This window comes from Bacillus sp. ISL-34 (genome assembly GCF_018613325.1).
Lineage (GTDB): Bacteria > Bacillota > Bacilli > Bacillales > DSM-1321 > Peribacillus.
The window spans coordinates 234,642-247,344 of record NZ_JAGGQJ010000005.1 but is presented as its reverse complement, the minus strand read 5'-3'; the positions used below and the strand labels follow the sequence as shown (position 1 = coordinate 247,344).

At 42.0% G+C, this 12,703-nt stretch carries 11 protein-coding genes and 4 tRNA genes; all 15 read left to right on the top strand.

Translation table 11 applies throughout. The annotated features are described in order from the left end of the window. The first annotated feature begins 64 nt into the window (after positions 1 to 64). The 15 genes from ychF to yycF all read left to right on the top strand — a co-directional run bounded on the left by ychF (position 65) and on the right by yycF (position 12,700). On the top strand, positions 65 to 1,165 hold the full coding sequence (gene ychF / locus J7E52_RS07230) for a redox-regulated ATPase YchF (RefSeq protein WP_214744485.1): 1,101 nt from the start codon (positions 65 to 67) through the stop codon (positions 1,163 to 1,165). Between the two features lie 195 nt (positions 1,166 to 1,360). Beyond that, entirely contained in the window at positions 1,361 to 1,645 is a 285-nt protein-coding gene (gene rpsF / locus J7E52_RS07225; protein WP_034316153.1) for a 30S ribosomal protein S6, read from the top strand. A 68-nt stretch (positions 1,646 to 1,713) separates the two neighbouring features. Next, positions 1,714 to 2,241: a single-stranded DNA-binding protein gene (gene ssb / locus J7E52_RS07220; protein WP_214744483.1), complete on the top strand. Its 528-nt coding sequence runs from the start codon at positions 1,714 to 1,716 to the stop codon at positions 2,239 to 2,241. A 48-nt stretch (positions 2,242 to 2,289) separates the two neighbouring features. Next, positions 2,290 to 2,529, top strand: a complete 240-nt coding sequence (rpsR, locus tag J7E52_RS07215) for a 30S ribosomal protein S18 (RefSeq protein WP_034316147.1) — start codon at positions 2,290 to 2,292, stop codon at positions 2,527 to 2,529. A 235-nt stretch (positions 2,530 to 2,764) separates the two neighbouring features. Beyond that, positions 2,765 to 3,712, top strand: a complete 948-nt coding sequence (locus tag J7E52_RS07210; protein ID WP_214744480.1) for a YybS family protein — start codon at positions 2,765 to 2,767, stop codon at positions 3,710 to 3,712. Between the two features lie 41 nt (positions 3,713 to 3,753). Continuing rightward, complete coding sequence (locus J7E52_RS07205; protein WP_214744478.1) at positions 3,754 to 5,724, top strand: DHH family phosphoesterase; 1,971 nt, start codon at positions 3,754 to 3,756, stop codon at positions 5,722 to 5,724. Further along, entirely contained in the window at positions 5,721 to 6,170 is a 450-nt protein-coding gene (gene rplI, locus J7E52_RS07200; RefSeq protein WP_214744476.1) for a 50S ribosomal protein L9, read from the top strand. Before J7E52_RS07205 ends, rplI begins: the two co-directional genes overlap by 4 nt. Positions 6,171 to 6,309: 139 nt before the next feature. Next, a complete protein-coding gene (dnaB, locus tag J7E52_RS07195) occupies positions 6,310 to 7,674 on the top strand; it encodes a replicative DNA helicase (protein WP_034316139.1) in 1,365 nt (454 codons plus the stop codon). A 290-nt stretch (positions 7,675 to 7,964) separates the two neighbouring features. Continuing rightward, a complete protein-coding gene (locus J7E52_RS07190; protein ID WP_076368493.1) occupies positions 7,965 to 9,257 on the top strand; it encodes an adenylosuccinate synthase in 1,293 nt (430 codons plus the stop codon). 272 nt (positions 9,258 to 9,529) lie between these two features. Beyond that, positions 9,530 to 9,605 (top strand) — tRNA-Lys (locus J7E52_RS07185). Between the two features lie 8 nt (positions 9,606 to 9,613). Next, a tRNA-Glu gene (locus J7E52_RS07180) sits at positions 9,614 to 9,685 on the top strand. 23 nt (positions 9,686 to 9,708) lie between these two features. Next, a tRNA-Asp gene (locus J7E52_RS07175) sits at positions 9,709 to 9,784 on the top strand. Between the two features lie 29 nt (positions 9,785 to 9,813). Then, positions 9,814 to 9,886: transfer RNA gene (locus J7E52_RS07170), tRNA-Phe, on the top strand. A gap of 407 nt (positions 9,887 to 10,293) precedes the next feature. Further along, complete coding sequence (locus J7E52_RS07165) at positions 10,294 to 11,712, top strand: peptidoglycan DD-metalloendopeptidase family protein (protein WP_214744474.1); 1,419 nt, start codon at positions 10,294 to 10,296, stop codon at positions 11,710 to 11,712. A gap of 280 nt (positions 11,713 to 11,992) precedes the next feature. Continuing rightward, the gene (gene yycF / locus J7E52_RS07160) at positions 11,993 to 12,700 is read left to right on the top strand and encodes a response regulator YycF (RefSeq protein ID WP_034316131.1); all 708 of its coding nucleotides are present in this window, start codon (positions 11,993 to 11,995) and stop codon (positions 12,698 to 12,700) included. The last annotated feature ends 3 nt before the right edge of the window (positions 12,701 to 12,703 follow it).

The following is a 12,703-nucleotide window of genomic DNA, read 5'->3' as shown; positions in this document are numbered from 1 at the left end:
GGTCTTTATGGAAGATCAGTTCTTTTCCCATATGTACGAATCATCTTGAAGGAGTGAAATATAAATGGCTTTAACAGCTGGTATAGTCGGTTTGCCTAACGTAGGTAAATCCACTTTATTTAATGCAATTACTCAGGCAGGTGCGGAATCTGCCAACTATCCTTTCTGTACGATCGACCCTAATGTCGGGATCGTGGAAGTGCCAGATTACCGTCTGCAAAAATTGACTGAATTGGTTAAACCGAAAAAGACGGTTCCGACAGCATTTGAATTCACGGATATCGCCGGGATCGTAAAAGGAGCAAGTAAAGGAGAAGGATTGGGTAATAAATTCCTTTCCCATATCCGTCAAGTGGATGCCATTTGTCAAGTCGTCCGTTGTTTTGCAGACGATAACATTACACATGTTTCCGGAAAAGTTAATCCAATCGATGATATTGAAGTCATCAACCTTGAATTGATCCTTGCCGATTTGGAATCTGTTGTCAAACGCATCGACCGTGTCGGAAAAATGGCCAAGCAAAAAGATAAAGCCGCTGTGGCAGAACATGAAATCCTTGTGGCTTTAAAAGAAGCATTGGAAGATGAGAAGCCTGCACGTACCGTCGAGTTTACTGAAGAGCAGCAAAAAATCGTGAAGGGCATGCATTTACTTACTGCGAAGCCGACGCTTTACGTGGCGAACGTGAGCGAAGATGAAGTGGCTAATGCTGACGATAATGAATATGTACAGCAAGTTCGTGAATATGCTGCGAAGGAAAATGCCGAAGTAATCGTGATTTGTGCCAAAATCGAAGAAGAAATTGCAGAGCTTGAAGGTGAAGAAAAGGAAATGTTCCTATCTGAACTTGGCATCGAGGAGTCAGGTCTTGATCAGTTGATCCGTGCTTCTTATAATCTGCTTGGATTGGCAACATACTTTACAGCTGGTGTACAGGAAGTGCGTGCTTGGACATTCCGCAAAGGAATGAAAGCCCCTCAATGTGCCGGCGTCATTCACACGGACTTCGAACGTGGTTTCATCCGTGCCGAAACGGTTTCTTATACCGATTTACTTGAAGCGGGCAGTCATGGTGCTGCAAAAGAAGCGGGTAAAGTTCGCTTAGAAGGAAAAGAATACATCGTTAACGATGGCGATGTTATCCATTTCCGTTTTAACGTTTAAGATTCAAAGACCCTACCGTTCCATATGTAGGGTCTTTTTTTTGAGACTTAAATCATTAAATTACAATTAATTGTAATAAGTCGATCCGTTCGTTGCAAAGCCTCTATAACTATGCTATAATTTTATCTTGTGAGTAATTATAAATAATTGCTCCTTGCCCAATAGGGCCGCTTAGACCAAAAGGAGGTGACAGTGATGAGAAAATACGAAATTATGTATATCATCCGTCCAAACATTGAGGAAGAAGCTAAAAAAGCTTTAGTTGAACGTTTCAACACAATCCTTTCTGATAATGGTGCGGAAGTAGAAGCAAAAGAATGGGGTAAACGCCGTCTTGCATATGAAATCAATGATTTCCGTGATGGTTACTACATGCTTCTTAAAGTTAACGCTGAAAGTGCTGCGATTCAAGAATTCGATCGTCTTGCTAAAATCAGTGAAGACATTATTCGCCACATGGCTACTAGAGAAGAAGTATAATTCGATATTAATATAAATTCTAATCTTGTTTCACATGAAACAAGATTGAAACCTAGGGGTTGATTCTGATGATGAATCGCGTAGTTTTGGTAGGACGCTTAACTAAAGATCCTGAATTACGATATACACCTAATGGAGTTCCCGTAGCTACCTTTACTTTAGCTGTGAACCGTAGTTTTACGAATCAGCAGGGTGAACGTGAAGCGGATTTCATTAACTGTGTAGTTTGGCGTAAACCGGCAGAAAATGTAGCTAACTTCTTGAAAAAGGGCAGTTTAGCTGGCGTGGATGGACGTGTCCAAACACGTAATTATGAAGGACAAGACGGCAAACGCGTATATGTGACGGAGATTCTGGCTGAGAGCGTTCAATTCCTTGAACCACGAAGCAGTTCAGCGGGTGAAAGAAATGAAGGCGGTTCTTACGGTGGGGGTCAAAGAAGTTATGCCAATAATAACGGAAATGACAACAATTCGTATGGACAAAATCCTAATCAGAATCAACGGAGCAATAACAACTACACTCGTGTAGATGATGATCCATTTGCAAATGACGGTAAGACAATCGACATTTCAGATGATGATCTTCCATTTTAAACAGCCGTTTAAAATGAAAATTCAAAAAAGCAGGGAGGGAAATTTATTATGGCAATGGGTGGACGTAAAGGACGCGGTAAGCGTAAAAAGGTTTGTTATTTCACATCTAACGGAATCACTAAAATTGATTACAAAGATGTAGATCTTCTTAAAAAATTCGTCTCAGAACGCGGTAAAATTTTACCACGTCGTGTAACTGGCACAAGCGCTAAATATCAACGTAAATTAACGATTGCTATTAAACGCTCACGTACTATGGCTTTACTACCATATGTATCTGGTGAATAATAAATTGGCACATTGAGGAGTTATCCTTAATGTGCCTTTTTTATAAGTTGTCACTTATTCCTGAAAACCGCTAATTGCGGTTTTTTTTAATTTCAAAAAGGAAGTTAACCGGATGTTTTCCTCAGAAAAAATAATCATATCCTAAAAAAGAATGTGTTGTTTGAAATATCCTGGCCGTAACGGATACAATATAAAGATGGAGATAAGACATAAATAATAACAGGGGGTGAAAAAGATGAATAGCGGGAGACGGATTGCCGAGGGCGGAGCACTTCTGGCACTATATTGCATTTTATTGTTCATCACCATACAAGTCCCACTATTGGGTATTTTCACTACTTTCTTTTTACCCATTCCATTCATACTGGTCACAATCAAACAAAAGTTATCGTGGAGCCTTGGTTACTTATTTGTAGCCTCGTTATTGTCGATCCTCATCGGGACGATATTATCTGTTCCGCTGACCTTGCTCATGGGGGCAACGGGAATTGCGATTGGCTATTTTTTGAAAAGGGACAAACCGATGGCACCTATGTTCATAAGCGCAGTCCTTGTTTTCCTGGGAGGCATTTTATTAATATATGCAGCTTCAGTGTTGATAACGGACGTTAATTACATAGAAGAATCGATGAACATGGCTGAGAGGTCCCTCGAAAATACAATCGGCATCATGGATTCTTTGGGACAGGCACCGACGGAACAAGTCAAAAAGGGCTTGTATGAATCAATCGATATGATGAACACGCTGATGCCAAGTTTGTTCGTCTTGATGTCCGTCATCATGGTTTTATTGATTTTCTTCGCTGCGCATCCCATTGTGAAGAGATTCAGTGATAAGGCGTTAAAATGGCCCCATTTTCGGAATCTGCGACTTCCGAAAAGCCTTTTATGGTATTATTTAATTACGATGCTTCTTGCTCTTTTTGTGAATACGGACAAGAACAGTTTTGTATATATGGCCATAACGAACCTATTTTTCATACTGCAGTTCTTCATTTTGTTACAAGGATATTCCCTGATGTTCTATATCGCTCATGTTAAGTCATGGGCTAAGGCCATACCTGTTTTAATCGTGGTTTTTTCTTTGCTTCTGCCGATTCCGATTATTACGACGGCCGTCCGATTTTTAGGTATAATAGATTTAGGCTTCCCATTTAGGGAGACAATCAAGAAAAAGGAATAGAAGACTTTTTTGTAAAACAGATGCTTTTAGGAGCTGAAACTATGCCATCTTATTTGAAAGAATACTCGATTAAGTCCCCATTGTATGGGGTGCTGGCCGCGGTCGTTTTACTATTGGGCGTATTGGCTTATTATAATTGGGTTATTGCACTTGTTGGATTATTGATTCTTGCTGGTTTATTTTATTTAACATTAAGAATGGTAGAAAAAAAGCAACGAAAGACTGAAGAGTATATAACGACTTTATCCTACCGTTTAAAGAAGGTGGGCGAGGAAGCGTTATTGGAAATGCCGATTGGGATCATGCTCTTTAATGAGGATTATTACATTGAATGGACCAATCCATTCCTGGCTTCTTGTTTTAGTGAAGACTCCTTGGCAGGAAGATCGCTATACGATGTTGCGGACTCGATAGTACCGTTAATCAAGCAAGAGATCGAGACAGAGACACTTACGCTCCACGATCGGAAATTCAAGGTGGTCCATAAGCGTGATGAAAGGCTTCTGTACTTTTTTGATGTGACGGAGCAAGTGGAAATCGAGAAATTATATGAAGATGAGCGAACGGCAATTGCGATCATTCTTCTTGATAACTATGATGATTTGACACAGGGTATGGATGATCAGCGTAAAAGCAGCATTAATAGCTTGGTTACCTCACTTCTTGATAAATGGGCAAGGGATAATGGCGTTTTCTTTAAACGGGTATCCTCGGAACGATTCATCGCTGTCTTCAATGAGCATATCCTTCATCAGCTTGAGAAGGGCAAATTCTCGATTTTGGATGAAATCAGGGAAACGACGGCCAAGCAAAATGTACCATTGACCTTGAGCATCGGGGTCGGTTCGGCCGTGTCATCCTTGCCGGAACTAGGTACGCTTGCACAGTCCAGCTTGGATCTCGCCCTAGGGCGGGGCGGTGACCAGGTAGCCATAAAGCAAGCGAATGGAAAAGTGAAATTCTATGGCGGCAAAACCAATCCGATGGAAAAACGCACGAGGGTCCGTGCACGTGTCATTTCCCATGCATTGAAGGATATAGTCCTCGATAGTGATAAAGTCATTGTCATGGGCCATAAAAACCCGGATATGGACGCAATCGGTTCAGCGATCGGCATTCTGAAAGTTGCCCAAATGAATGAACGTGAAGGGTATATTGTCATCGACACCCAGCAGCTCGATAGCAGCGTCCTTCGTTTAATGGAAGAGATCAAAAATAAAGAAGAGCTGTATGGCCGGTTCATAACACCTGATGATGCATTTGAAATGATTACGGATGAGACCTTGCTGGTCGTGGTCGATACACATAAACCATCCATGGTGATTGAAGAGCGGTTATTGAATAGGATCGATAAGGTTGTAGTCATCGACCATCATCGAAGGGGTGAGGAGTTCATCAAGAACTCATTGCTCGTCTATATGGAGCCATATGCATCTTCAACGGCAGAACTTGTGACCGAACTGCTTGAATATCAGCCGAAACGCTCAAAGATTGATATGCTGGAGTCGACGGCCCTTCTTGCGGGTATCATCGTCGATACGAAAAGCTTCACCTTAAGAACGGGTTCACGTACTTTCGATGCAGCCTCTTATCTAAGGGCGCATGGAGCTGATACGGTGCTTGTACAGAAATTCTTAAAAGAAGACGTGGACACCTATATCAAACGTTCGAAGCTCATTGAAGAAGTCATCTTTTATAAAAAGGGAATTGCCATTGCCGCGGCAAAAACCGATCAGGTTCATAATCAGGTGCTCATTGCTCAGGCTGCGGACACCCTATTGACCATGGATGGCGTTGTCGCTTCCTTTGTAATGGCTAAGCGATCTGATGATACAGTTGGCATAAGTGCACGTTCTCTTGGTGACATCAATGTACAGGTGATCATGGAAATGTTGAATGGAGGCGGGCATCTTACAAATGCCGCCACTCAACAGGTATGCTCCATAGATGAAGCCGAAAGTCGATTAAAAGCAGCAATTGATGAATATTTAGAAGGGGGACATAAAGAATGAAAGTAATATTTCTAAAAGACGTTAAAGGTAAAGGGAAAAAAGGGGAAGTTAAAAATGTTGCAGATGGTTATGCACATAATTTCCTGCTTAAACAAGGATTGGCCGTTGAAGCAAATAATACAAATGTAAAAACTTTGGAAGCTCAGAAAAATAAAGAAGAATCACTTGCGGCAGAAGAGCTGCAGCATGCTGAAGAATTGAAAGTGCAGCTGGAGAAATTAACGGTTGAACTATCCGCCAAAGCCGGTGAGGGCGGGCGTTTATTCGGTTCCATCACGACTAAACAAATTGCATCGGAGCTTCAGAAAAAGCACGGTATCAAGGTTGATAAGCGTAAAATGGAGCTTGCAGAGGGCATCCGTTCTTTAGGGCATACAAAGGTTCCAGTCAAGCTTCATCCTGAGGTCACTGCGACACTGACTGTGCATGTGAAAGAAATTAACTAATTTTAGCTGTTTCATATCTGTGAAAAATTGATAAAATAGAGATAGACAAAAAATGTGATTGGGCACGTTGTCCTTTCACTTTTTTCTTTTTTACTAGAAACATATAAAGGTATCCTCTTAGAATGGGAGGTTTTAAGATATGATAGAACAATTTCAGGATAGGATTCCCCCTCAAAATATAGAAGCCGAACAGGCTGTACTAGGCGCCATTTTTCTTGAGCCCTCTTCATTGACCGTTACGTCGGAAGTTTTGATTCCGGAGGATTTTTACAGAAGCTCTCATCAAAAAATCTTTAATGTGATGCTTAAATTGAATGACGAAGGAAAAGCTGTCGATTTGATCACGGTGACAGAGGAACTGGCTGCGACTAAAAACCTTGAAGAAGTTGGCGGAGTGTCTTATTTAAGTGAATTGGCCGGATCGGTGCCTACCGCGGCCAATATTGAATATTATGCCCGCATCGTCGAGGAGAAGTCATTGCTGCGTCGTTTGATCAGGACAGCGACGAACATCGCTCAGGAAGGCTACAGTCGCGAGGACGAGGTCGAGGAGCTGCTCGGGGAAGCAGAAAAAACGATCATGGAAGTGGCCCAGCGTAAGAATTCCGGGTCTTTTCAAAATATTAAGGATGTATTGGTTGCGACGTACGATAACATAGAAATTTTGACTACCCGTAAAGGGGATGTCACGGGAATACCGACAGGATTTGCTGAACTGGATCGAATGACGGCAGGGTTCCAACGTAATGACCTTATCATAGTGGGTGCCCGTCCTTCGGTTGGTAAAACCGCTTTTGCATTGAATATCGCTCAAAACGTTGCGACCAAAACGGAGGAGAATGTAGCGATTTTCAGTCTTGAAATGGGTGCAGAGCAGCTCGTTATGCGTATGCTCTGTGCTGAAGGAAATATCAACGCCCAGAATTTACGGACAGGTTCCTTAACTGATGAGGATTGGCGTAAACTGACGATGGCGATGGGAAGCTTGTCGAATGCCGGCATTTATATCGATGATACGCCAGGTGTGAGGATTGGTGAAATCCGTTCAAAATGCCGTCGTTTGAAGCAGGAACATGGCCTTGGCATGATATTGATCGATTACCTGCAGCTGATTCAAGGCGATGGTCGTTCAGGCGACAACCGTCAGCAAGAGGTATCCGAGATTTCACGTTCACTCAAAGCGCTCGCCCGTGAACTTAAAGTGCCCGTCATCGCCCTTTCCCAGCTATCGCGGGGAGTGGAGCAGCGTCAGGATAAGCGCCCGATGATGTCTGATATCCGGGAATCAGGGAGTATCGAGCAAGATGCTGATATCGTCGCATTCTTATACCGTGATGATTATTATGATAAAGAATCCGAGAACAAAAATATCATTGAAATCATTATAGCGAAACAGCGTAATGGTCCAGTAGGCACGGTTTCGCTTGCATTCGTAAAAGAATATAATAAATTCGTTAACCTCGAACGCCGCTTCGATGATGATTCGATGTCTCCCGGCGCATAGGGAACTGCCTGCCATTCATGCAATGGCGGGCTTTCTATGTTTTGGGAAAAAGAAACGGCCTTGTGATAATAGAAATAGTAATCTAAGGGCACAATAATAATTGACAATCCAAAACCCAATGTAAAACCGGAAAGAATTTTTCTTATATTTACGAACAAAGTATTTATTGAAAAGTGTATTGTTCGGATTTTGTATTGACTTCCAGTTTGGATTATTGATAAAATAGGTTTGTTTGATAAGAACCGGTTTATGATCGGTATTACGTGAACCTTTGGAGGTGCTTTATTCAGATGTCATCAGTTGTAGTAGTCGGTACACAATGGGGAGACGAAGGTAAAGGTAAAATAACAGATTTTCTATCCCAGAATGCGGAAGCCATCGCTCGTTATCAAGGTGGGAATAATGCAGGGCATACAATAAAATTTAACGGCGTTACCTATAAACTGCATTTAATTCCGTCAGGGATTTTTTATAGTGATAAGATTTGTGTCATTGGAAATGGTATGGTGGTTGATCCAAAAGCTCTTGTAGAGGAGCTTGCTTATTTACATAGCCATGGGGTGAGTACGGATAATCTTCGTATCTCGAACCGTGCACATGTCATTCTGCCTTACCATATCAAATTGGATGAAGTCGAAGAAGACCGTAAAGGCGCCAACAAAATTGGAACGACTAAAAAGGGAATCGGCCCTGCTTACATGGACAAAGCTGCTCGTAACGGAATCCGCATGGCAGACCTTTTGGACCGTGAAATTTTCGAGGAAAAATTGTCTCAAAATCTTGTCGAAAAAAACCGTATGTTTGAACGTTTCTATGAAACGGAAGGTTTCAAAATCGAAGATATCTTGGAAGAATACTATGAGTACGGACAACAAGTGCAGAAATATGTTTGTGATACATCCGTTGTATTGAATGACGCACTTGATGAAGGAAAACGGGTATTATTCGAAGGGGCACAAGGTGTTATGCTTGATATCGATCAAGGAACATACCCATTCGTCACTTCATCCAACCCGGTTGCAGGCGGAGTTACGATCGGTTCTGGTGTAGGTCCTACGAAAATCAACCATGTGGTTGGAGTATGTAAAGCATATACAAGCCGTGTGGGCGATGGTCCTTTCCCTACAGAATTGCATGATGAAGTCGGCAATCAAATCCGGGAAATTGGCCGTGAATATGGTACAACTACAGGCAGGCCGCGCCGTGTAGGCTGGTTTGACGCTGTTGTCGTCCGCCATGCTCGCCGTGTCAGCGGGATTACCGATCTATCATTGAACTCGATTGACGTATTATCAGGTCTTGATACGGTCAAAATTTGTGTGGCTTATGACTACAAAGGCGAGATCATTCATGAGGTTCCAGCGACTTTGAAAGCGATTGGCGAATGTAAACCAGTCTATGAAGAGCTACCAGGCTGGTCAGAAGACATCACAGGTTGCAAATCATTGGATGAGCTTCCAGAGAATGCTCGTCACTATGTAGAGCGCGTATCTCAATTGGTGGGCATTCCTTTGACCACTTTCTCTGTCGGTCCTGACCGTAACCAAACTAATGTCGTGAGAAGCCCTTGGCGTCTAGCGTAATTCAAGAAAAAGGAGCTGGCTTTTTTGCCGGCTCTTCTTTCGTTATTAACATCCATGCGTCACCTGTCACGATCGTTAGAATGGATAAAGCGGAAGGAAAATGAAAAAAAATAAGAAAAAAATAATTTTATTTCAAAAAACTATTGCCTAAACTATATTAACCATGATATTATCAAAAGCGTCGTCACAATAGAACAAGCCATTAACAAGCTGCAGATGTTAAGTTAACATCCTGCAAAGAAACATCCTGCAAAGAAACATTTCATTAGAACGAGCCATTAGCTCAGTTGGTAGAGCATCTGACTTTTAATCAGAGGGTCGAAGGTTCGAATCCTTCATGGCTCACCATTTTTTCCGGCCCATTGGTCAAGCGGTTAAGACACCGCCCTTTCACGGCGGTAACACGGGTTCGAATCCCGTATGGGTCACTTCTTTATATAAATGCTTTACTGGTCCCGTGGTGTAGCGGTTAACATGCCTGCCTGTCACGCAGGAGATCGCGGGTTCGATTCCCGTCGGGACCGCCATTTTATTTTTATTCTAAAATAGAATATTTGGCTCAGTAGCTCAGTCGGTAGAGCAAAGGACTGAAAATCCTTGTGTCGGCGGTTCGATTCCGTCCTGAGCCATCCTTTTATAAACGCCTTTCCTTTAGGGCGTTTTTTTGTTTTGCATCCAGATGTATTTTGAAAGAAATCTTGTTATTAGATTGTTAACGATTTGTAACATACCAATTTAGACCAATTCGGCATATAACTCGCTTTTAACCTTACCAGGCTTAGGTCCACCCCTCTTTCCGCAGTTTATTGAACCTTTCCCATTACCATATTTATTGGTACATGTTGTCACCATTTATACAGTTCTATTACATTATGAAGTCTGTTTCTTGTTTTTTTTCCTAATATGGTAGAGTTATGAGTGATAAAAATCATTAAATCAGTCATGAGCATTTGGATATTTAAATTGGACTAATAAATCTCAAAATAAATTTGATTAGTTTCTTAATTGGTGACTGAGCCGTTAAGGAGGACAATATATGTTTAGCTCAAAAGGCAAGGGGATCATCCTGTTGATGGTTTCCGTCATTTTAGTGCTTGCAGGAAATCGGGCAACTGCTGCTGGGCTATCGGAAACTGCGACCATACAGCATGTTTATCTTAACGATGAGTTCATCGGAAGTGTGACGGATGAAACGGAAATCGAAAAGATCGTAGCCGATAAGGTAGAAGAAGCACAGGAAGATTATCCTGACTTTACATTCGATAAGGAGACACAGCTGACGTTTGTACCTGAAAAGGTATTCAATGAAGAGGTAAAAGAGGACCAGGCTGTTAAGGGAATCCAGGATCAGTTGAATGTGAAGGCAGAGGCGTATGAAATCGACATAGATAATCAGGCTGTCGCTTATGTTGCGTCAAAGGAAGATGCCGAGGACGTTCTGAAGAAAATCACGTTATTATACGTAAATGAAGAGGAATACGCTGAATACGAATCAGGTAAAAAAGTAAATGAAAAAGATGCGGATTCGTTAGAAGAGCCAGGAAGTAGAATTCTGGACATCGAATATTCACTTCCCGTTACGTTTAAAGAGACAATGGTATATCCAGACGAAATCAAGAGTGTCGATGAAACCCTTTCCATGATAGAAGAAGGAAAGGAAGAAACGACGATCTATGAGGCTAAGGAAGATGAGGATCTTGAAGCCATTGCCACTAGGCATGATATGGACCTGGATCAACTGCTGGAGCTAAATCCGGGACAGGATGAGAACAAGGGTGTTAAAGAGGGCGAGCGTCTCTATGTGACCCAGCGTGCCCCCTATGTGAACGTTATGGTAGAAAGAGAAGTATTTAAGGAAGAGAGAATTCCTTTTGAAAAGAAAGTGAAGGAAGATGACGAACTTCCTAAGGGCGAACTCATTACTGAACAAATAGGGAATGAGGGGATTCTTGGGTTCACCTATAATGTATCTGAAACAAACGGAAAGAAAATCAGTGAAACGATCGTAAAAAAAGAAGTCACGGAAAACGTCAAAACAGAAATCACCAGAAAAGGCACGAAGGTCATTCCTTCACAGGGCAGCGGTACATATTCATGGCCTGCAGATGGGGGCTATATTTCCAGTAAGCAGGGCCAGCGCTGGGGGAAACTTCATAAAGGTATTGATATTGCCCGGCCAACCACCAGGACCATATCGGCAGCAGATCATGGGATAATCGAAACTGCCGGAAACTCCGGAGGATATGGTAACAAGATAACGATCAATCATAATAATGGGTATAAGACAATATATGCCCATTTGGATTCAATAGATGTAAAAGCAGGACAAAAGATTGAAAAAGGCATGAAAATTGGCATGATGGGTTCAACAGGGCACTCGACTGGTGTCCACCTCCATTTTGAAATATATAAAAATGGGTCTCTCGTTAATCCCTTAAACTATATAAGTCAGTAATCGATGGAAGTCTTCGAAAAATATTCGAAGACTTCTTCTGCATCCATACATAGATGAGAATAATAGGAAAAAGGTGATTTAATGCCTATAAAATGATAAAGTAGAATAGAGACAATTTGCTTTCATTCCGGTGTTCAGCCCCTTTTATTGGGTATATGTATATAACTTTGCTGAACTAGGTTGCCAGGATGGTGCAAGCAGAAGGAAAAGTGAATAAGGTCCCGGATAAGGACACGGTTTTTAATAGATTCAGTTCAGTTATTAAAAAGGAGATAAGTACATGGATAAAAAGATTCTGGTAGTGGATGACGAAAAGCCAATTGCTGATATATTACAATTCAATCTAAAAAAAGAAGGCTATGAAGTTTTTTGTGCTTATGATGGCAATGAAGCCCTCAAAATGGTGGAAGAACGGCAACCTGATTTGATTTTACTAGATATCATGCTGCCGCAGCGCGATGGGATGGAAGTTTGCAGGGAAGTAAGGAAGAAGTATGAAACGCCGATCATCATGTTAACGGCAAAAGATTCAGAGATAGATAAGGTCTTAGGATTGGAACTTGGTGCAGACGACTATGTGACAAAGCCATTTAGTACCCGGGAAATAATTGCCCGTGTTAAGGCGAACTTAAGACGTCAGCAAGCTGTTCCGGTTCCCGATCAAGAAAATGAACCGAAGGAAATTACGATAGGAACGCTCACTATCCATCCGGATGCCTATGTCGTATCCAAGCGGGGCGATACGATTGAATTAACGCATCGCGAATTTGAGTTGCTTCATTACTTAGCAAAGCACATCGGTCAGGTCATGACAAGGGAGCACTTATTACAAACCGTGTGGGGCTATGATTATTTTGGTGATGTACGGACGGTCGATGTAACGGTCAGACGTCTTCGTGAGAAGATTGAAGACAATCCAAGCCATCCTGGCTGGATTGTAACTAGAAGAGGGGTCGGTTATTACCTGCGTAACCCTGAACAGGAGTAGTTT

Bases quoted from the DNA above. Each gene is read 5' to 3' on its own strand.
- ychF (WP_214744485.1), top strand. From the start codon at position 65: ATGGCTTTAACAGCTGGTATAGTCGGTTTGCCTAACGTAGGTAAATCC.
- rpsF (WP_034316153.1), top strand. From the start codon at position 1,361: ATGAGAAAATACGAAATTATGTATATCATCCGTCCAAACATTGAGGAA.
- ssb (WP_214744483.1), top strand. From the start codon at position 1,714: ATGATGAATCGCGTAGTTTTGGTAGGACGCTTAACTAAAGATCCTGAA.
- rpsR (WP_034316147.1), top strand. From the start codon at position 2,290: ATGGCAATGGGTGGACGTAAAGGACGCGGTAAGCGTAAAAAGGTTTGT.
- J7E52_RS07210 (WP_214744480.1), top strand. From the start codon at position 2,765: ATGAATAGCGGGAGACGGATTGCCGAGGGCGGAGCACTTCTGGCACTA.
- J7E52_RS07205 (WP_214744478.1), top strand. From the start codon at position 3,754: ATGCCATCTTATTTGAAAGAATACTCGATTAAGTCCCCATTGTATGGG.
- rplI (WP_214744476.1), top strand. From the start codon at position 5,721: ATGAAAGTAATATTTCTAAAAGACGTTAAAGGTAAAGGGAAAAAAGGG.
- dnaB (WP_034316139.1), top strand. From the start codon at position 6,310: ATGATAGAACAATTTCAGGATAGGATTCCCCCTCAAAATATAGAAGCC.
- J7E52_RS07190 (WP_076368493.1), top strand. From the start codon at position 7,965: ATGTCATCAGTTGTAGTAGTCGGTACACAATGGGGAGACGAAGGTAAA.
- J7E52_RS07165 (WP_214744474.1), top strand. From the start codon at position 10,294: ATGTTTAGCTCAAAAGGCAAGGGGATCATCCTGTTGATGGTTTCCGTC.
- yycF (WP_034316131.1), top strand. From the start codon at position 11,993: ATGGATAAAAAGATTCTGGTAGTGGATGACGAAAAGCCAATTGCTGAT.